Origin of the sequence: Acidithiobacillus ferriphilus (assembly GCF_028215975.1) — a bacterium.
In the GTDB taxonomy this organism is placed as follows: Bacteria; Pseudomonadota; Gammaproteobacteria; order Acidithiobacillales; family Acidithiobacillaceae; genus Acidithiobacillus; species Acidithiobacillus ferriphilus.
On record NZ_CP116458.1, the window covers coordinates 1,708,844 to 1,729,827 of the forward strand.

Below are 20,984 nucleotides of genomic sequence, written 5' to 3' on the forward strand. Positions count from 1 at the left end.
AATTCGGCTGACGACGCCTTTTTTCTATTTCGGGAGCCTTAAAATGATGAACCCCGTAGCTGTACAACATCGCAAAGCGCGTCTGGTGGTGGTCGGCAACGGCATGGCGGGTATTCGCGCCGTCGAAGAACTGCTGAAAATGGCGCCGGAACTCTACGAGATTACCATTTTTGGGGATGAGCCCCATCCCAATTACAACAGGATTCTCCTCACTCCGGTGCTCGCCGGGGAGATGGCCTTGGAAGAAACCATTCTCAACCCGCTGGGTTGGTATGCGGAACACGGAATTACTCTACATACCGGAAGCCGAGTGACAGCCATAGATCGGGTGAAGCGACAAGTGCTGACCGAAGACGGATGCTCCGCGCCTTACGATCGTCTGTTGTTAGCCATCGGAGCGGCAGCGGCTATTGCACCCATTCCCGGCAACCACCTGCCCGGAGTATTCAGCTACCGGGATATGTCCGATGTAGAAGAACTCACCCACAGCAGCGAGCTGGGTGGTGAAGCGGTGGTTATCGGTGGCGGCCTGCTGGGACTGGAAGTGGCCCACGGACTACGCGCGCGGGGCATGGGAGTGACCGTGGTGCATCGTCGTGCCTGGCCATTGGACAAGCAACTGGATGCCCGTGGCGGTGCCCTGCTGCAGAAGGCCATGGAGGACCGTGGGGTGCGTTTTCTGCTCGACAAGGAAAGTGCCGAGATACTCGGTGATACCCACGTCACCGGCCTGCGTTTTACCGATGACAGCGCAATTTCGGCGGACGTGCTGGTGATGACTATCGGCATCAAACCACGCATTGCCATCGCCCAGGCTGCAGGTTTGCAATGCGAGACCGGCATTCTGGTCAATGACACCCTGCAAACATACGACCCTCGCATTTATGCCGTCGGCGAATGTGTGCAGCACCGTGGTCAGACTTACGGGCTGGTAGCGCCGCTGTTTGAACAGGCCAAGGTGGCCGCCAATCATCTCGCCGAGTACGGGCGGATGCGTTATCAGGGCTCGGTCACCAGTACCAAACTCAAGGTCACGGGAATTGAACTGTTTTCTGCCGGGGACTTTATGGGGGGCGAAGGGTTTGAGGAGGTTACCCTGTTGGATGGCAATCAGGGTATCTATAAGAAAGTTATTTTACAGGACAACAAGGTGGTCGGCGGTTTGCTGTATGGGGATACCAGCATCGGTCCATGGCTGTTTCAGCTCATGCGCGATGGCACGGACGTCTCCGCCTTCCGCGACAATATTGTTTTCGGCGAAACCCATCTGGGCAATTCTGGTCACGCCGGTGAAAACCAGGCTTCGCGACTGGCCGACGGGGCCGAGATCTGCGGCTGTAATGGCGTAGCCAAGGGCAGTATCGTCAGAGCTATCCGCGAGCAAGGCCTGTTTACACTGGAGGAGGTGCGCAAATGCACCAAGGCCAGCGCCTCCTGCGGTTCCTGCACCGGGTTGGTGGAACAGTTACTAGCCAGCACCCTTGGCGGTTTTTATGACAGCAGCCCGAAAAAAAAGGCGCTCTGCGGCTGTACCGATTTCACCCATCAAGAGATCCGCGATGCCATTATCCAGCAAAAGCTCCTCTCCGTACGGCAGACTTTCGCCCGTCTGGGCTGGCGGCACCCCGGCGGTTGCGCCACCTGTCGGCCGGCGGTGAATTACTACGTGCGCACCGCCTGGCCAGCAGAGGGTCTGGACGATGCCCAGTCTCGCTTCATCAACGAGCGTGCCCATGCCAACATTCAGAAAGATGGCACCTATTCAGTGATTCCCCGTATTTACGGCGGAGTAACCAGTCCTGCGGAGCTCAAGCGCATCGCCGAAGTGGCGGAACGCCATAACGTGCCGATGGTGAAGTTTACCGGTGGCCAGCGTCTCGACCTGCTCGGCGTGAAAAAGGAAGACTTGCCGCAAATCTGGGCGGAACTGGGCATGCCTTCGGGGCACGCCTACGGTAAGGCCCTGCGTACCGTAAAATCTTGTGTGGGTACTGAATTCTGCCGCTTCGGGGTGCAGGACAGCACCCACCTGGCCATCGAACTGGAGAAGGGGCTAGAGCGCATGTGGGCACCACACAAGGTAAAGCTCGCTGTCTCCGGCTGTCCGCGCAATTGTTCTGAGAGCACCATCAAGGACTTTGGCATCATCGGCGTCGATTCGGGCTGGGAACTTTACGTGGGCGGCAACGGCGGCATGAAGGTGCGTGCCGCTGAACTCCTCTGCAAGGTCAAAACCCATGATGAAGTGCTGGAAATGGCTAAGGCCTTTCTGCAAATGTACCGGGAAGATGCCCAATATCTGGAGCGTACCGCGCCCTGGGTGGAACGGGTCGGCCTGGACCACATAAAAGCCGTTGTGGTGGTGGATGTGGCGTCCCGCCAACAGCTCGCCGCACGCCTGGATTTCGCCCTGTCCCAGGAAAAAGATCCTTGGGCGGAAGCGGTTTCCGGTTGCCTGAACATTCACGCCGCGCCCTTGCGCCGCATCCCTGCTTGAGGTGATCCCCATGGAATGGTTGGCACTTGGCAGCATAGAAGAAATCCCCGCCCTTGGTGGTCGTTATGTGGATACCCCCCAAGGACAAATCGCCATCCTGCGCAACGAAAATGACAAGATTTTCGCCGTCAGCAATCACTGCCCGCACCGTGGCGGGCCATTGTCTGAAGGCTTCATTTCTGGAAAAATCGTGTTCTGTCCGCTGCATAACTGGCAGATTGATTTGGAAAAAGGCGAGGCGATGGCGCCAGACCATGGTTGCGTAAAGACTTTTCCGGTGAAAATCGAAGGCCGACAGGTCTGGCTGGGATTGGAGGGGGTGACACCATGACCTTGATCCGCCCGCAGAGCGGGCAACCATTGCGCCGTCTAGAGAGCAAATCGGCTTGCCCCTACTGCGGGACTGGCTGTGGCGTCATCATTGAGCATGATGGCCAGCACATTACCGGCGTGCGCGGCGACCCGGATCACCCTGCCAATTTTGGGCAACTATGCAGCAAGGGCAGCAACCTGCATTTGACCAGCCGGGGGGATGATCGCGCCCGCGAACCCCTGCAACACCAGCGCGGCAACGAAAACTGGTCGCCCCTGCGCTGGCCGGAGGCGCTGACGCAGGTGGCGAAGGTCTGGGCGGAAATTATCCATACGCAAGGCCCCCAGGCCGTGGCCTTTTATGTCTCCGGGCAATTATCGACGGAGGACTATTATGTCGTCAACAAACTGGCCAAAGGCTTTATCGGCACCAATCATATCGACACCAACTCGCGGCTCTGCATGGCGTCTGCGGTAACGGGCTACAAATCCAGCCTCGGCATGGACTCTGTGCCTTGCGGTTATGAGGACTTCGACAGCGCTGATTGCCTGTTTATTGTTGGTGCTAATGTCGCCTACGCCCATCCGATACTGTTCCGCCGGATCGAGGCCGCGAAGTTACGCCGCCCGGAACTGCAGATTATCGTTGTCGATCCGCGGCGCACACCGACCGCCGCCATCGCTGATATTTTTCTGCCCATTCAGCCGGGCACCGATGTGGCGCTGTTTCACGGCATGTTGCACATTCTGATCTGGGAAGGGTTCCTGAACAGGGCCTTTATTGAGACCCATACTGAGGGCTGGGAAGAACTCAAGGCGCGGGTGCAGAACTATACCCCGCAATGGGTAGCGGAAACCTGCGCCATTCCGGTTGCCGACCTGCGTGCCGCGGCAATAGCCTTCGGCCAGGCGCCCGCCGCCCTTTCCCTCTGGTGTCAGGGCTTGAATCAATCCAGTCATGGCACCGATAAAAACGTTGCTCTCATCAACCTGCATCTGGCCACCGGACAAATTGGCCGACCGGGCGCCGGTCCTTTCAGTCTGACCGGACAACCCAATGCCATGGGCGGACGTGAGACCGGTGGCATGCCCGCACTCCTCCCCGGTCATCGCGAAATTGCCAACCCCGAGCACCGGGCAGAAATCGCCGCACTCTGGGGGGTGGAAAGCCTGCATCCACAGCCCGGCTACACCGCAGTACCCCTATTCCAGGCGCTGGAACGCGGGGAGATCGAGACTGTCTGGATCACCTGCACTAACCCGGTACTGTCCATGCCGGACCAAACACAAGTGCAGCGCGCTCTCGAAAAAGCCCGTCTCGTCGTCTTGCAGGACAGTTTTCTGGGCACCGAAACTGCCGCCTATGCGGATCTCCTGCTCCCCGCTGCCAGTTGGGGTGAACGCGAAGCTTTGGTGACCAACTCTGAACGGCGCATCACCCATCTGCGAACCGCAGTTCCCGCACCGGGCAGCGCCCTGCCCGACTGGATGATCTTCCGCGATTTCGCCTTTATTCTCGGTGACGCCCTGGATGCCCTCAACCATCCACTACCAAGCGCAAAAGATGCCTCTTGGGCTGCACGTGCCCAGCGCATGTTCAACTTTGCCGATTCCACCAGTATTTTTCTGGAATACCGGGAATGCACCCGGGGCCGGGATTTGGACATCACTGGTCTCGACTTCTCCGTATTGGACAATCAGGGACCGCAGCAGTGGCCCTATCCAGAAGGCGCCGTAGCCGGGCAAGCGCGCCTGTACGCCGACGGCGTTTTCCCCACACCAAGTGGCCGCGCCCATTTCCGTGATCCCGAATATCTGGGGGTTGCCGAAGAAATCGACGCACGTTATCCCTTACGCCTGACCACCGGCCGCTTGCGGGATCATTGGCACAGCATGAGCCGCACTGGCAAAGTGGCCACCCTCTTCGCCAGCGACGCAGAAGCCTTTCTCGAAATACAGCCGGACGATGCGCGGCGCCTGAATCTCGATAACGACATGCTGGCCAAAGTCAGCAGCCGACGCGGCAATAATATTCTCAGGGTGAGGGTCAACGCCGATCTGCAGCCGGGACTCCTTTTCGCCCCTATGCATTTCGGGCGCCGCTACGCCCCCGCCGCCCTCTGCAATCAACTGACTCTCGCAGCCATTGATCCCATTTCCGGCGAGCCGGAATTCAAACATACGGCTGTACGGGTAGAGCCGGTGTTATTCCCCTGGCAAGGTACGATTCTGCGCTTGCTGGACAAAGACGCGTATTTCCATGCCGCCCAACAGATCGCCCGCCAGTTCCCCTACGCCAGCCTCGCTCGCATGCGCCGGGGCGAACGCGAGGGCTTCATTCTTCGCATCGCCGGTGAACAGGCCCCGGCGGCCAGTGATATCCAGGCCTGGGATCAGGCCCTGAGCATGGACAGCCTTGACATCATCGACTATGACGATGGCCGCCGGGGCATACGCAAACGCCTCTGCATTCGGCAGGATCAGCTTTATGCCGCGCGTCTCTTCGGGGAAGACGTCACCCGTGACTGGTTGCGCGAACTATTACTCAGTGCCGCCGATGTGCATTCTTACCGGCATGCCCTTTTTGCTCCCAAAGTCCCCACCGACATGGGCACCTGGGTGCGCTCACGGGGAGTGTGTGCCTGCACCGGGGTGGATGAACGCATTCTGCAGCAACACGTTGCCGCGGGCGCCGTTACCCTTGGCCAGATCGCCCAGGCTTGCGGTGCGGGCGGCGAATGCGGCTCCTGCAAACCGGAAATCCTCGACATCATCCGCCTCATGCGCCGGGAGGCCTCATGCGCGCCCCAACTCTGAATCTGCCCCAACTCGTCGGCCGTGTGGCGCGGGGCCGCGAACATGCTGAGGACTTATCTCTGGAAGAAGCCCAGGCCCTCTTCGCCGCTTGGCTGGCGGGCACACTTCCTGATCTTAGCGCCGGTGCGCTGTGGACGGCGTATCGTATCAAGGGCGAATCCGTGGACGAGTTGCGTGGCTTCGTTCGCGCCAGCGAGGCCAGCCTGCGGCCCATTGTTCTCGACAGTGCTTGTCAGCCGGTCATTTTACCCAGCTACAATGGGACTCGGCGTGGGGCCAATTTGCTGCCTTTGCTGGCATGCATCCTCGCCCGTTGCGGCGTACCAGTATTGCTGCATGGCCTGCATGCCGGCAGCATGGAAAGTGCCATGACACTGAGCGACCATGACCCTTCCGGGCGGGTCGGCACGGCACGGATTCTTACTGCATTTGGCCTCCCCATCGCCCAGGACAATGTGCAGGCGGGCACCCAATTGCGGCAGCAAGGGCTCAGTTACCTGCCCGTGGAACAGCTCTGTCCAGGCCTCGGGCGAATGCTTCGACTCCGTCAGCAACTCGGCGTTCGCTCCAGCGTACATACGGTCGTCAAACTCATGAATCCCTTCCGGACGCCTGCGGTACATTGCGCCGGGGTTACCCATCCACCCTATCTGGCGCTTCTGCAGGCTTTTTTTACCGCAACAGGGCGTCGCGCTCTTTGTCTGCGCGGCACCGAAGGCGAACCTTTCGCCAACCCCAAACGCCGCCCCGATCTGCATACCTGCCTAGCGGGAGAATGCACTCTGTGGGTGGCTAAAGACGATAAGCCACTACTCCAGATCCCGGTCTTGCCTGATGATCAGGGCGTCAGTGCTACCTGCCGGTTCATGGCACAGGTGCTCACCGGACACGCTCCCTTGCCCCCGGCGCTAGCCGATCAGGTAATTTGCTTGCTTTGCCTCAGCGGCCGCTGCGCCGATGTGGACAGCGCCCGCACCCACCTTTCTCAAATCCTTTCCCACGATGCGGCATAACCGGAGAAGCCCCATGCATCAACCCTCCTTCCCTCCGGTCTCCATTGTCGGCGCAGGTCCCGGCGACCCCGAACTGCTCACCCTCAAAGCGGCGCGACGTATTGCCGAGGCCGAGATCATTTTCTATGACGCCCTCGCCAACCCGCGTATCCTCGACATGGCGGCGGACCATTGCCGCAAGGTCGAAGTGGGCAAGCGCGGTGGCCAAAACTCGACGCCACAACTGTTCATTCACGAGCAGCTCATCCGTGCCGCACGGCAGGGGCTGAGGATTGTACGCTTGAAGGGCGGTGACCCCTTCCTCTTCGGTCGCGGCGGTGAAGAATGCCTGGCCCTGCGCGCTGCCAACGTCGATTACGAAATCATTCCCGGCATCACCAGTGGCATGGCTGCGGCAGCTTACGCCGGAGTGCCCCTCACCCACCGCCATCGCAGCCAGTCCGTACTCTTCCTCACCGGCCATGAAGCGCGCGGTGGCAAGGCTCCAGACTGGTCGCGCCACGCCCAGGCGGCTGATACTCTGGTGATCTATATGGGCATCGAACGGGCGGCCGGCATCTGTACAAATCTTATGGCAGGCGGTCTTGCGGCGGAAACCCCGTGTCTTGCCGTACAATGGGCCACCTTGGAGCAAAAACAAGTGCAGGCGCCCTTGGCACGACTGAGCGCGGGAATTGCCCGTGCCGGACTCGGCAGCCCGGCCATACTGATTATCGGCGCGGTCGTGGAGCTTGCCGAGCTCTGCGCCTGGCTACCGAAAACAGAAGATGCTGCGCGCCACTTAATGCAACAACCTTAAGGAGTTTTCGTGTCTCAAGTACAGTTCCTGCTGGCCCACGGTTCACGCAATCCGCAATGGCGACTACCCTTCGAGCTTATTGCCATGCGCCTGCAAGCCAGCCAGCCACAGCGGAAGATCATACTCTGTTATCTGGAAATATGGACGCCCAGCCTCGCCGAGGCGATGCGCAAGGCCTACGCTTCCGGTTTGCGCCGGTACCGGGTTTCGCCAATTTTCTGGAGCAGCGGCAGGCACCTGCAGGAGGATTTACCCGCGCTTGTCACCCAACTTCAGGTTGAATTATCTGGCTGCGAAATCACCATCGATAGCCCTCTCGGCGAATCAGAGATCATCGTCCGCGCTGCACTGCAAGCCCTGCAATGAGCCTATGCACCGCATCGTCCTGATCGACAACAATACGGAGCGCGCGGAAATGCTTCGTGACGCCCTCAATCTAGAAGGCCATCAAGTCGCCGACATTTTTGTTTGGACAGAACTTTCGTGGCAGCGGTTGGAAAAACTGCAACCCGACGTCATCATCGCCGAAGCCGGCACGCCGGAGCGCGACGTCCTCGAACACATTGTCTTTCTCAGCGAGACCTTAGAACTTCCGGTTGTCGTTCTCGGCGCTCCCGAGGATGAAGACACCATGCGCCGCGCCATCCGTGCAGGGGTCGCTGCCTACGTCGCCCACGGCATCTCCGCCCGCGATATCGCCCCCATTCTCAAGGTCGCCGCCTTGCGCTATGCCGACTACCGCTTGCTACGCAAAGAACTCAAAGACACCAAAGATGCCCTCTCCGAACGCAAGCTGGTGGAAAAAGCCAAGGGTATTCTCATGCGCGATCTGCAGATTGACGAAGCCGAAGCCTACCGCCGCTTGCGCCGCCTGGCGATGGATAAGGGCAAAAAATTGGCGGAGATCGCCGAAATGGTGATTACCATCGGCTCGTAACCGCGCCCAAACAGATCGGCACTCAGCTCCCTGGTATGGAATCGACACACCATGGCCGCCATTTATGGCAGGTCAAACAACAACAACTCCGCCGCTTGTGTCGCTGTCACCGACAAGCCCGCGGAGCCGGAGATTGCATCTCCAGCACCGAGCAGAAGGTCTCCGACTTGCACTACACCATGCACCACATGTAAATACAGACGCCGCGCCGATGTCGGCTGATAACCAAGCTCTGCGCCCTGATCCAGTACGCTGGCATACAACCGGAAATTCTGATGCACCACTAACGCACCCTCGCGATCAGGGGCCGCCAAAAGGCACCAGCGATTCAGCTTCGCGATGTCGGCAAAATGCCGCTGATCATAACTGGGTGGTAGAGCGTTTTGTGGCGGCAATACCCATATCTGCAGCAAATGCACCGGCGTATCTACCGAGGGATTCCATTCGCTATGCCGCACGCCCGTTCCTGCACACATATACTGAACATCACCGGCGCGGATAACGCTGCCGTTACCCATACTGTCTCGATGCTCCAGAGCGCCACTGAGGATATAGGTGATGATTTCCATATCCTTATGGGGATGCATAGGAAAACCAGACTGGGGAGCAACCACATCCTCGTTGATCACCCGCAATGGCCCGAAACTGACCGCTTCCGGATTATAATATTCACCAAAAGAAAAGCTATGCGCGCTTTTCAGCCACTTTGCCCCGGTTCTGCCGCGCTCTTCGGCGCGATGTAATTGCCACATAACGTCAAGCTCCTGCTTCTATCCCTGGTTGACCATGATGTTCAGCGCATCCAGTAAACCGCATGAAGTTCTTTATGTAAAGTAGGTACGATTGGGTAACCATTGCGCCCTGCAAACCCGCGACACTCTTCTCACGCAAAGGGGACATTACTGCTTTGGGCTAACAACCTCGTTCAAACCTCGTTCAAAAAGTTGCCATACCAGATAAATGCGAGTATAAACAATGGCCCTTATGGAAACTCGGTTATTTTGATTTGAAAAAACTCCTAGTCGCCACCATGACGGCCGGTCTAAGCTTCTTTTTTATTGGCGCCCCACAGCCCCTCCAGCGCACCCTCCCACGCTTCCCCGTAAAGATGACGACGCCTTTGCTGCATGGCTTGGGGCCTATCCATGACGCAAGCACAGCCACTTCGCAAGTTACAGCAACACCCGCGCCGCGCCGTGCATGGCGGCTTCTCGCCGGCATTTACAGCACCGACGTGCTCTATGCCGCCAAACAGACCGGCCTTTCCCGCAAACTCATCGCCGCGGTTGTGCATGTGGAGAGCCGCGGCCGGAACCTGATCAGCAGCGCCGGTGCCATTGGCCCCATGCAGCTTATGCCCACGACCGCCAGTAAAGTGTTACACGTCAATCCCTGGCAGCCCCGTGCCAATATTATCGGCGGTGCCCGCTATCTGCGCCGCCTGCTGACACGCTTCCACGGTCAACTGCGCCTGGCGCTGGAGGCTTACAATGCAGGACCTACAGCGGTAACAGAGGGGGTCATTCCAATCCCTGCAGTCACCTACGCAAAACAGGTGATGGCGCTGGCTGCCTGATATAATTGAGCTGAATCACGCGATCAACGTGTCTCTCGTACATACGGGGCGATGCCTTGTCGAGCCATCATTTTGCCGATCAAAAGGTTCAACGCGCCGCCCTGCCCCGCCCTCCCCGTCGACCACGGCAAGCTTCCATGCGATTTTTCCGCAACCCGCGCGGCAAGGGTTGACCTTCGCGATATACCGACAGGGATTGCAGGGTGACCGACGCACCCAGGGCGATCAGTTTGACGCCCTTACCCTTGGGCAGATTTTTGACCTCCGCCAGCGGGAATAGGAGACCATACCCATCGGAAGACAAGCAGAGGGTTTCGGCCTGAAGGTCGGTGACCGGCACCAACGGCAACGGCCGCTCATCCGCGTTCAAGGTTAAAAACGCCTTGCCCGCCCTGTTCCTGCCGGTCATATTTTCCAGTGTGCTCAGGAATCCATAACCACCGGTTCCGGCCACCAACCACATGCTGTCGCTGGCTCCGCAGGCTACCGCCGCCAGCCCGGCGCCGCGCTGGAAGTCCACCTGACTGGAGGCTGGAATGCCGTCACCGCGCCCCCCGGGTATTTGCGCGACCGCGATAGAGTAGGCTCGCCCGGCGCTATCCAGCAAGGCCAGCGTATCCACCGATCGCACCTCGAAGGCTTGCAGCAAGGCATCACCTTCCTTGAACCCCAGAGCCGCCGTATCCAGTCCGTGACCGGAGCGGGTACGCAGCCAGCCCTTTTGGGAGACGATCACCGTGACCGCTTCGTCCGTGACGGCAGCAGCGATGGTCTGGATGGATTTGTTGGTGATCGCGGCCTCAACTTCCAGCAGGGTGCGACGATCGTCACCGAATTTCTGGGCATCGGCGGTGATTTCTTCTGCAACCAGGGCGCGCAACTGCGATTCATTGCGCAGCAGTGCGCCGAGGTAATCAGCGGTTTCCCGCTTATCGTCCAGTTCCTTTTCCAACTCAATACCAGCCAGACGCGCCAGTTGCCGCAGGCGAATTTCCAGGATGTCTTCTGCCTGAATCTCGCTGAGATTGAAGTGCGCCATGAGGTCGGCCCTGGGGTCGTCGGACTCGCGGATCACACGGATCACCGCGTCGATATCCAGCAGTACCCGTAAACGGCCTTCGAGAATATGAATGCGCGCCAAGGCCCTATCGAGGCGAAACTGACTGCGCCGCCGTACGGTTGTCACTCGATAGCGCACCCATTGCCGTAATATCCGAGTGATCGGCAGGCACGGCGCTTTGCCATCCAGATCCAGTACCGTGAGATTCACCGACTGACTGGATTCCAGCGAGGTGCGGGCCAGCAAGTATGTCATCAGACTCTGCGGATCCTGGTTGCGCGAGCGTGGCTCAATGACGATACGCACGGCGTGGTCCTTGCCCGATTCGTCCCGCACGGTATCAATCTGGGAGAGCATGGCGCTTTTCGTCGCCTGCTGTTCCGGGGTGAGCGCCTTTTTCTTAGCCTCCCCTCTGGCCTGTGGGTTGGAAAGGGTTTCTATCTCCGCGAGGATTTGTGCGGTGGACACCCCTGGCGGCAGTTGCTGTACCGCGATACGCCACTCCCCGCGCGCCAGTTTTTCGATCTCCCAGCGGGCACGCACCCGGATACTGCCACGCCCCGACAGATAGGCCTCGCGGATTTGCTGGGGTGGCGAAATAATCTGGCCACCGCCAGGAAAGTCGGGGCCGGGAATCTGGAGCACAATCTCGTCATCGGCCATATCCGGACGCAACACCAATGCCGCACAGACCTGCGCCAATTCACGCAAATTGTGGGGCGGAATTTCCGTGGCCATGCCGACCGCAATGCCGGAGGCCCCATTCATCAGCAGGAAAGGTAAGCGGGCGGGCAAGGTGACCGGCTCTTCCAGGGTACCGTCATAGTTGCTGCGGAAATCGACGGTGCCCTCATCTATTTCTGCCAGCAGCAATTCAGAGATGGGCGTCAGATTGGCTTCGGTGTAGCGCATGGCGGCGGCCGAATCGCCGTCCAGGGAGCCAAAGTTGCCCTGACCATCCACCACCGGGTAGCGCAAGGTAAAATGTTGGGCCATACGCACCATGGCGTCATACACCGAGGTGTCGCCATGGGGGTGCCATTTGCCGATCACCTCGCCCACCACCCGGGCGGACTTTACATGCTTAGGGGAGCGTTGCAACCCCATGTCGCGCATGGCATAGAGAATTCGCCGTTGCACCGGTTTCTGGCCATCGGCCAGCGCCGGGATCGCCCGCCCGGTTACCACGCTCATGGCATAGGCGAGGTAAGCACGCGCGGCATATTCCGCGAGCGGCGGCTCGGGAGGTTGGATGGAGTCCGATTCCGCGTCCTCGGATGGGGGAGGCTGTAGCTTCTCGTTACCGGTGAGATCAAAAAGATCCCGGGTGTTAGTCATGCCTGGAAACCCTCGCCTTAAATATCAATCTCTGCTGACCAACCATCCCGCTCCATCCATTCACGGCGCCCGGCGGCCGATTGCTTGGCCATCAGCAGACCGAAGCGTGTATGCAGAGCAGCCTGATCGGTGGCAGTCATCGACAACGAGACCAGGGAACGTGTATCAGGGCACATGGCGGTTTCCCAGAGCTGATCCGGATTCATCTCACCCAAGCCCTTGAAACGCTGCACCGAGATGGCGCTTTCTTTGACGCCCTCGGTGCGCAAACGCTCTATTGCCGCGTCCCGTTCGGCTTCGGCTTCGCAGTAGATTTTGCGGACCCGGCCGCGCCAGGTGGCGTCTACCCGGTATAAAGGTGGTTTGACCACGAACACATGGCCGCGCTGCAACAGTGCCGGGAAATGCCGCAGGAACAGGGTCAGGATCAGCACCTGAATATGGCTGCCGTCCACATCGGCATCGGACAGGATCATGATTTTGCCGTAGCGCAGCCCCGCCAGCACCCGATCTGGATCCGCCTGAAAATTGTGGGCCTCGATGCCGAGAGCTACCGCCATATTGTGGACTTCCTGGTTTTTGAAGATCTGGTCCGCATCCACTTCCCAGGTATTGAGCACTTTTCCCCGCAACGGCAGCAAGGCCTGATATTCCTTATCACGCGCCGCCTTGGCCGAACCGCCGGCAGAATCTCCTTCGACCAGAAACAACTCATTGCGCTGAATATCCTCACTTTCACAATCCGTCAGCTTGCCGGGAAGTGTCGCCAGGCCCGAGCCCTTCTTACGCTCGATTTTTTGCGCAGCGCGGGTCCGGGCCTGGGCATTCTGGATCGCCAACTCGGCGATCGCCTTCCCCGCATCTGGATGACTGTTGAGCCAGAGTTCGAGCGGATCACGCACCGTCTGCGCCATCAACTTATGGGCGTCGCGACTGGTGAGCTTATCTTTGGTCTGCCCCTGAAACTGTGGATCAAGCACCCGGGCGGAGAGTACCAGAGCCATCTTGCCGGTAACATCATCCTGTACCAGTTTGAGCTTGGCGGGGACGAGACTGTGGTGCTCCATAAAACTGCGCACGGCCTCAAAGACCCCGGCCCGGAAACCCGACTCGTGGGTACCGCCGTTCAATGTCGGGATCAGATTGACGTAAGTTTCCGGGTTGGGCATCACATTGCCACTCCAGCACAAGGCCCAGGCGGCGCCCTCCCCTTTGGCGAAACCATTGGTGTCTCCATCCTGATAAGAGGCCCCAGAAAAAATCGGCGTGGCCAGTTCGAGATCAGCGACGATTTCCGCGAGGTATTCCGCCAGACCTTCGCGGTACTTCCAGACGACGGGTTCCTGCTCCGGAAGGGTGAGGCTCACTTGCAGGCCAGGGAGGAGAATGGCCTTGGCGCGCAGAAGATGGGTGAGTTCCCGGACATTGATTTTGGCCGAGTCGAAATACTGCCCGTTCGGCCATACCTGAACCCGCGTGCCATGGGTGCGCGGGCCGCAATCTTCCAGTCGGGTCAGCGGCTCACTGACATCGCCCTGGGTAAACGCCAACCGATAGCGACCATTCCCTGTTCCCTGAGGATCGCGGGTGTTGATCTCGACTTCCACCCTTTGCGATAAGGCATTGGTGACCGCAACACCCACCCCGTGCAAACCGCCCGAAAAGCGATACGCCGACTCCCCGGCCATTTTATCAAACTTGCCGCCCGCATGCAGGGTGGTGAAGGCCAACTCGGCGGCCGGGCGGAATTCGCCGGGTGGTATGCCCACTGGGATACCTCGGCCATTATCTTCGACGATCACCGAACCGTCATTACAGACGGTGACATCGATGCGTGTCGCCTGCCCGGCCAGCGCCTCGTCGGCGGCATTGTCGATCACTTCCTGAATGATGTGGGTCGGGCAGGTCGTTCGTGTGTACATACCCGGACGTAACTTGACCGGCTCCAGCCCCTTGAGGACGGTAAATTGCTCGGCGCTATAGCTCAATGGCGGTTCCCTTCTGCCTTCTCTTTCCATCATAAAGCTGAATTGGTCAAATTGGCAGCCCTGCGGCCACTATTTTGCAGCCGCCTCATCATCCTCGTAGCACTATCGAGGTTTTCAGGGTTGGGGTAACACGCGCCGCCGCTTCATTGGTGATCGTCATCTTAATGTCACAAAATTGACACGATATTGTCACATTAGAAGGCTACCATAACTATATGAATAATCCAGCGATAACCAGTGCGGAGTCATTCTAATGTTCAATATTCTCTTAGGTAACATCTATCTACAACACGCCCATGCAGCAGCTCTGGAGACCCTGGCATGGCTGCATCTGCCAACATGTATTCATATCCCTCCGGAAGAGCGCAGAATTTTTCTGATTGCGCCCAACGCACACCAGTCAGGTCCGCAGGAGGTCGAATACGCTCTGGTAAGAAATGGCTACCGCGTGCAGAGGATTACCTCCCAGCAGGATGTGGAAAGGCTCCCAAAAGGTGTCGAAATATACCACGCTGTGGTATATGGATGGCCAGATGATTCTCGGGAACATCTCCGGCGCCTGCGGGATGTCGGTCATAAAACAGTGCCCTTTCTGGTCATAGGAGATGGTACGGAAGCAAACAGTGGATCAATAGCGGTCGCCGCGATTGAAGCGGGAGCCACCGCCTTTATTCCGTGGGCTCTCGGGGAAGGGCTCCTGATGGCCCATCTCCGCAGACTTGCTGACGAGATAACTATCCGCCGCATGGAACTGTCAAAGTTGCCAGGGCAGATTCAATTAGATCCCCGTTCTCGCAGAGTTTCGATATTCGATCAGGAACTTTATCTGCCAAAACAACTTTTCCGGCTCTTTGAATATATGGTGACACACCCCGATGAAGCGATATCTTATCACCAGCTTCTCCAAGTCCTCGCAGAGGGGAAAAAGATATATATCGCACCGAATACGCTGGTAGTAAAAATTTACCGATTACGGAGAATACTGGAGGATACGGGGGTACACAGATGGTTGGAGACCATCCCCGGCTTTGGTTATCGCTTCTGTCCGCCGAAACATGTTGCCCGCCTGGTTGAACAGTCAGCGCAGTAAAAGCATAGCAAAAGCATATGACGCCCATATATCATTTCCATGAATAAATAATTATGGTTTTTCTAAGGAGGAGCGCGCCATGCGTCGGCTAAAAGCCTCCAGAGCGGCATAGATACCCGGCATCACCACCAGAACCAGGGGCAATTCCGCCAGCAATCCGGAGATGATGGCGATGGCCAGTGGGGCCTGCATTTCCGCCCCGGCGCCCAGGCCCAGTGCCAGGGGCGTCAGGGCCAGTATGGCGATAATGGCCGTCATCAGCACCGGCCGCAGACGCGCCCTTCCCGCCCTGACGAGTTCGGAGACGTCGCTACTCTGCGCCTCGGCAAAGAAGAAAATAGCGGTCTCGGTAACGATCCCGACAATCATGGTGATGCCGATCATCGCCGTGATGTTGCGTTGCGTTCCCGTGATCCAGAGGCCGATAAAGACACTACCGAGGGCGAGCAACGCCGTCGCCAGAATGCTGAGGACGATGGTGAAGCGCTCATAGAGAAAAAGCAGCAGAACCGCCACCAGCAAAATGGCGGCGAGCAGGACCAGTGCCAGTTCGTGCATGGCCTTCTGCTGTTCCCGGTAGAGGCCGCCGTATTGCAGATACACACCCTGCGGCAGGGACAGATGGGCTAGCCGGGCCTGCACCTCACCCATGACCGTACTCATGGCCCGCCCCTCGATGCGTGCCGTGACGGCAACCATCGGCTTCAGATTTTCGGCTTGCAATTCCGCCTGTCCGGCCTTGATCTGAATCCGCGCGATCTGTCCCAGGGCCAGATAATGGCCATCCGGCGCGACGATGGGTAATTGCCGCAAGCGACGAATTTCATTCCAGAGATCATGGGGCGCACGCACCCGCACCCCGACCATCTCCTGCCCCTGGGGAATCAGACTGACCACCCTGCCTTCCATCAGGCCCTGTAACTGCGCGGTTACCTGCCCCGGCGTCATTCCCGCCAGCGCCGCCTTGACCGGATCCACATGAATATCCACCGCGTCCCCGGCAATGGTCACACCGTTAAAGACCTCCGCCACACCCGATACTTTCCCGATACGCTGCGCCACCTGTCCTGCGACTTTTTCCAACGTCTGGGGATTCGCACCGAACACCTTGATTTCTATAGGCTGCGGTACGGCGGTAAGATCACCGATCAGATCCTCCATCAACTGTCCGGTCTCTACCCGCAGACCGGGCACTTGCTTGTTAATTTTGTCGCGTACATTCTGCATTACCTGCCAGATATTGCGACTGCGATGGGATTTCAAGCGAATAAAGAAGTCTCCGGTATTGGCCTCCGTAATACCGCCCCCCAATTGCAGGCCCGTGCGCCGGGAATAGCTCGCCACCTCCGGTGTCTTAGCCAAAATCTGCTGCACCTGGTCCAGCAAACGGTCGGTTTCGGCGAGGGAAGTGCCGGGGGCTGCCTTGTAGTCGAGAACGAAGCCTCCCTCGTCCATAGAGGGCATAAAACCACTGCCCACCTGAGTATAGGACCAGCCCCCAAGGGCCAGAAAAGCGCACAAAACAGGTACTAGCAGTATGGGACGTCGCAAGAGTTTCTCCAGCACCTGGCCATAATGCAAACTGGTCCAGCCCAGGAGGCGACCCGGCCGCTCGGCCCTTTCGGCATCCCGGCTGGTCAGCAACACATCCGCCAGAATGGGAACCGCCAGATAGGCGACCAGAAAGGAAATGATCAGCGCGGCGGAGATGGAGATGGCCAGTGCCTGGAAAAAAGCCCCGGTCACTCCGGACAAAAAGGTCAGCGGCGCGAAGATAACGATCGTCGCCGCCGAAGAACCCGCCAGCGGCTTACTCATTTCCAACGCGGAATGCAGCACCGGCACACGCTCCCCAGGGTGTTCGCTGATGCGCCGCATAATATGTTCGAGCATGACTACGGCGTCGTCCACCACCAACCCCACCGCGGCTGCCATACCGCCCAGCGTCATAATGTTAAAACTCTGATGAAGCACATAGAGAATCAGCACACTGGCCAGCAACACACTGGGCAGGACGATGGCAACGATGAAGGTCAACCGCAGATTACGGAGGAAAGCAAGGAGCACCAGTGCGGCCAGTGCGGCTCCGATAAAAATCGCATCCCGGACACTGGATGCGGCCGCCGTGATCAACTGGCTCTGGTCATACCAGGTGCTGATTTTTACTCCGGCCGGGATGCTGTCGACGTTTTGACGCAACAAAGTACGTATGGCGCGGTCAATCGCCACCGTATTGGCTCCGAGTTGCTGTTTGACGTTAACCAACACCGCAGGCTTGCCATTGGCGGTGACCGTGGTCCACTGGGGAACTATGCCGGGGTGGATTTGCGCCACATCACTGAGATCCACCACGCCGTCAGCGCCGGTTTTGAGGATGGTGTGGCCGATATCCCGAGCATTTTTCAGGGGACTTTCGCTGAGGATCTGGTAAAGGCGGTAATGGCGCTGAAGACGTCCCACCGCAGTAATGATATTACTATTGGCGAGGGCATGTTCTACATCAGTGAGACTCAGGCCGTAGCTTTGCAGGCGCATGGGGTCAACGATCACCTGATATTCTGCCTGCGCACCACCTTGAATATCCACCTGTGCTACGCCGTGGACAGCCAACAGCAAGGGGCGCAAGTCATAGTAGGCATAATGGCGCAAGGCCACAGAATCAAGGCGATCGGAAGTCAGGGAAAGACCGAGGATGGGGAAAACCGTCGGGTCCATGCGCCGGGCGCTGAAGCGGGTATCGGGCGGCAGCCTCGGGAGTGCGCGATTGACGGCCGACTCCACCTGCAACAGGGCCGAAGTCATGTTGGTACCCCAGGCAAACTGCACGGAGATCTCCGCCGCGCCCCGGGCCGTGGTGGAACGAATGCGCTGGACGCCGGGCACTGCGCGCAGGGCCTGCTCCAGCGGGCGGGTGACGGCGATTTGTGTTTGCGCGATGGGCATGTTGCCAGAATCTGCGGAAACCACGATGCGCGGAAAGGTGATATCCGGGAACAAGGCCACGGGCATTTTCAACGCCACCAACAAACCCGCCAGCACCAACACCACCAGCATGAAAAGCAGAGAACGGCGGTGCCGTTGCAGCCAATCACCCATCAGGATCTCCCCGCCACACGCAGGGCCATGCCATCCTGCAGTTCATAATTACCAAGGCTGACCACCTGCTCTCCCGCCTGGAGTCCTTTGCTGACCGCAATCCAGCCTGCTTCGCGCCAGCCGGTTTCAATCCAGCGCTGCCGCGCTTTGCCATGAACATCCACAAAACAATAAGCGCGACCGCCCTGCTGTAGAACAGCGCTGTCGGGAATAGCCAAAGTTTTATGGCGCCCCAGGGTGATCTCCGCCCGCACCATGGCCCCAGGCAGCAGACTGGGGGTGGCGGCCATGGGGACGACCACCTGGGTGAGACGTGTTTTGGGATCGACTTGCCAATAAATCTGCCGAATCCTGCCTGATAACGGGGGCTGGGCGCCGTAAACGGGACGGAGCTGCACGGCGTCGCCCACTTTGACGCGGGGCAGATCTTCCGGTTCGACACCCAGCACGATGCGCAGGGTGTTGCCCGTGCTGAGGCGCAGCAAAGGCTGACCGGCGGGAACCAGATCGCCCTGGTGCACGGATACCGTTTCGACAACGCCGTTGATGGGCGCACGCACTGCACCAGCTTGCAGGGTCTTGAGACGCGCCTGTAGATCGTGGAGGGTGGCTTGCGCCCTGGCGAGGGTTTGCTGCGCGGTCTGCACCTCGGCATTGGTCGCCAGCTGCCTGACGCGCAAGGATTCCAAACGCTGCTGGTCGGTGAGGGCGAAGCGCACGCCGATCTGCGCCTGCTGCAACTGGAGCTGGTCATTGATGGACGGCGCCACCCGCAGCAATACTTCCCCCTGATGTACTCGCTGGCCATTCGCCACCAGCACCTGACTGACCAAACTCTCCGCTTCCAGCGACAAGGTCCGACCGCCCTCCGGCGCGAATTCCACGGTACCATAAGCCCGCAAATGCTCCGCCAGGGGCATCACCCGCGCTGGAGTTAACTGGACCAGAGCCGATACCTCCGCCATCACCGGCAGTGCCAGTATACTGAGCCCTAGTCCCAAGCCACCCCATAGCCATCCTGGTATCCGTCGCGTCACCGCTATCCTCCCCATTGTTGCCAAGGCAGGCCCACCGCCATTGCCAGAGCCGCCTGCTGTTCCGCATAAGCCTCCTTCAGGGCCAGTAATTGCAGACTCTTGGCGAGGGCTTGACTGCGTACCGCCTCATAATCGATCAAAGTCACATTATGCTCCGCCGCCGCACCCCGCAGTCGTTGCTCGGCGCTTTGCAGTTGCGGCACCTGCCGCTCCAGCGGGGTGATTTCCTGATGCAACCGGTGCAAATCGGCCACCAGCGCGGTGATATCGGCACGGGTCTGAAAGAGGCGGGCGGTGTAAGCGGCGTGTAACTGCGCACGGGTGGCTTCGGACTCGGCGATAACGCCGCGATTGCGGTTCCAGAGCGGGATATCGAGACTGACGCTGGGGCCGATGGTCTGGATATTCGAGGTATCGGCCGCCCTGGAGACGCCGATGGTAAATCCCGGATACTGGCCGAGGATGGCACGTCGTACCCGCGCTTCCTGGGCCTGATAGCCCGCGCGCAGTGCCAGCAAATCGAGCCGGTGGGCATCCGCAAGGGTAACCAAACGGGCAGCATCGGGAATATCCGGCTGCGTTTGCGGCGCCCGCAGGGAAAGCCGCATGTTCGGCGGCAACCCCATCACTTTATTTATATTCTGCCGCACGGCAGTCACCTGCCGGCGCAGCGCCAGCATGCGGTCCTGACTGTCCAGCCAGGCGATTTGCCGCAACGAAGTGGTGGTGATGGTGGCGTCTCCCAACCGGAGATTCTGGACCGAGGTCCGGTAGAGCCGATCCGTAGTCGCTGCGGCCTGTTGCGACACCGCCTCTTGCTCCTGCAGATAATACAGTTGCCGGGCCAGTATCCGCGTCTGGTTGGCCACCATCCATTCCTGCCAGGCCACCTGATACTGCACCGACTGCGCTTGCGCCCGGGCAATATGCAGATTCGCAGCGCGGGTGAACAGGCTGGCGAGACTCCAGCTCAGCCCCATGCTGTAGGCGTTGGTGTAACCGGCTGCCACATTACTGGGCAGGTCGGCGCTCAGGGCAAGCTGCGGATCTGGCAAGAGGCCGGCCGCGAAGACCTGCGCCTGGGCAACGCCGACTTGTGCGCGCATCGCCCGCAGGTCCGGATTGAGCAACACGGCCATTTCCCCGAGATCTTCGCCGGACAGGGGCGCGTGCAGGTTTACCGGTTGGGCGCTGGAGGGATGATCGTGGCGCAGGGCGGCAGCCATTTCCTGCTCCATCTTCGCCATGGTTGGCAGCTGATCGCGTAATGGCTGTGCGTGGTAGCTGGCGCAGCCCGTCAGAAAGCACAGAGGAAGGACGACGCGTCCGTGAAGCGCGACAAAGCGCCACCAACCTGATCTCTCAAAAATCGAATACATGATCCCTGCGCTCCGTGAGGGGTATGGTACCACCATGTTTTATGA

At 59.1% G+C, this 20,984-nt stretch carries 15 protein-coding genes; 9 read left to right on the plus strand and 6 right to left on the minus strand.

All coding sequences use genetic code 11. The features are described 5' to 3' along the window. The first annotated feature begins 43 nt into the window (after positions 1–43). The 7 genes from nirB to PJU76_RS08715 are packed head-to-tail and all read left to right on the plus strand — an operon-like array spanning position 44 to position 8,375. Entirely contained in the window at positions 44–2,497 is a 2,454-nt protein-coding gene (gene nirB / locus PJU76_RS08685) for a nitrite reductase large subunit NirB (protein WP_271779201.1), read from the plus strand. 10 nt (positions 2,498–2,507) lie between these two features. Further along, positions 2,508–2,828, plus strand: coding sequence for a nitrite reductase small subunit NirD (gene nirD / locus PJU76_RS08690; protein WP_215849175.1), 321 nt, complete (start codon positions 2,508–2,510; stop codon positions 2,826–2,828). Next, positions 2,825–5,626, plus strand: a complete 2,802-nt coding sequence (locus tag PJU76_RS08695; RefSeq protein WP_271779202.1) for a nitrate reductase — start codon at positions 2,825–2,827, stop codon at positions 5,624–5,626. Before nirD ends, PJU76_RS08695 begins: the two co-directional genes overlap by 4 nt. Next, a complete protein-coding gene (gene ybiB, locus PJU76_RS08700; protein WP_271779203.1) occupies positions 5,608–6,639 on the plus strand; it encodes a DNA-binding protein YbiB in 1,032 nt (343 codons plus the stop codon). The genes PJU76_RS08695 and ybiB overlap by 19 nt, the downstream gene beginning before the upstream one ends. 13 nt (positions 6,640–6,652) lie before the next feature. Further along, a complete protein-coding gene (gene cobA / locus PJU76_RS08705; RefSeq protein WP_271779204.1) occupies positions 6,653–7,438 on the plus strand; it encodes a uroporphyrinogen-III C-methyltransferase in 786 nt (261 codons plus the stop codon). Positions 7,439–7,447: 9 nt separating this feature from the next. After that, positions 7,448–7,804 (plus strand): sirohydrochlorin chelatase, encoded by a 357-nt coding sequence (locus PJU76_RS08710; RefSeq protein WP_271779205.1) that lies wholly within the window; start codon positions 7,448–7,450, stop codon positions 7,802–7,804. Positions 7,805–7,808: 4 nt separating this feature from the next. Continuing rightward, positions 7,809–8,375 carry an ANTAR domain-containing response regulator gene (locus PJU76_RS08715; RefSeq protein ID WP_271779206.1) on the plus strand — a complete coding sequence of 189 codons (567 nt, stop codon included), beginning with the start codon at positions 7,809–7,811 and terminating at the stop codon, positions 8,373–8,375. Between the two features lie 62 nt (positions 8,376–8,437). Here PJU76_RS08715 and PJU76_RS08720 read toward each other — a convergent pair whose 3' ends face one another. Further along, positions 8,438–9,127, minus strand: a complete 690-nt coding sequence (locus PJU76_RS08720) for a pirin family protein (RefSeq protein ID WP_271779207.1) — start codon at positions 9,125–9,127, stop codon at positions 8,438–8,440. Positions 9,128–9,381: 254 nt separating this feature from the next. Here PJU76_RS08720 and PJU76_RS08725 point away from each other — a divergent pair, with 254 nt between their 5' ends. Further along, the gene (locus PJU76_RS08725) at positions 9,382–9,951 is read left to right on the plus strand and encodes a lytic transglycosylase domain-containing protein (RefSeq protein ID WP_271779208.1); all 570 of its coding nucleotides are present in this window, start codon (positions 9,382–9,384) and stop codon (positions 9,949–9,951) included. 88 nt (positions 9,952–10,039) lie between these two features. Here PJU76_RS08725 and parC read toward each other — a convergent pair whose 3' ends face one another. Continuing rightward, the gene (gene parC, locus PJU76_RS08730) at positions 10,040–12,349 is read right to left on the minus strand and encodes a DNA topoisomerase IV subunit A (RefSeq protein ID WP_271779209.1); all 2,310 of its coding nucleotides are present in this window, start codon (positions 12,347–12,349) and stop codon (positions 10,040–10,042) included. A 17-nt stretch (positions 12,350–12,366) separates the two neighbouring features. After that, positions 12,367–14,337, minus strand: a complete 1,971-nt coding sequence (locus PJU76_RS08735; RefSeq protein ID WP_271779210.1) for a DNA topoisomerase IV subunit B — start codon at positions 14,335–14,337, stop codon at positions 12,367–12,369. A gap of 253 nt (positions 14,338–14,590) precedes the next feature. Between PJU76_RS08735 and PJU76_RS08740 the strand changes: the two genes are divergently transcribed. After that, entirely contained in the window at positions 14,591–15,427 is an 837-nt protein-coding gene (locus PJU76_RS08740; protein WP_271779211.1) for a winged helix-turn-helix transcriptional regulator, read from the plus strand. Between the two features lie 51 nt (positions 15,428–15,478). Here PJU76_RS08740 and PJU76_RS08745 read toward each other — a convergent pair whose 3' ends face one another. Genes PJU76_RS08745 through PJU76_RS08755 form a run of 3 tightly spaced genes read right to left on the minus strand, consistent with a single transcriptional unit; the run spans position 15,479 to position 20,939 of the window. Then, positions 15,479–18,523, minus strand: a complete 3,045-nt coding sequence (locus tag PJU76_RS08745; RefSeq protein WP_271779212.1) for an efflux RND transporter permease subunit — start codon at positions 18,521–18,523, stop codon at positions 15,479–15,481. After that, positions 18,523–19,560: an efflux RND transporter periplasmic adaptor subunit gene (locus PJU76_RS08750; protein ID WP_271779213.1), complete on the minus strand. Its 1,038-nt coding sequence runs from the start codon at positions 19,558–19,560 to the stop codon at positions 18,523–18,525. Before PJU76_RS08750 ends, PJU76_RS08745 begins: the two co-directional genes overlap by 1 nt. Positions 19,561–19,562: 2 nt before the next feature. Next, positions 19,563–20,939, minus strand: a complete 1,377-nt coding sequence (locus tag PJU76_RS08755) for a TolC family protein (protein WP_271779214.1) — start codon at positions 20,937–20,939, stop codon at positions 19,563–19,565. Positions 20,940–20,984 lie beyond the last annotated feature (45 nt).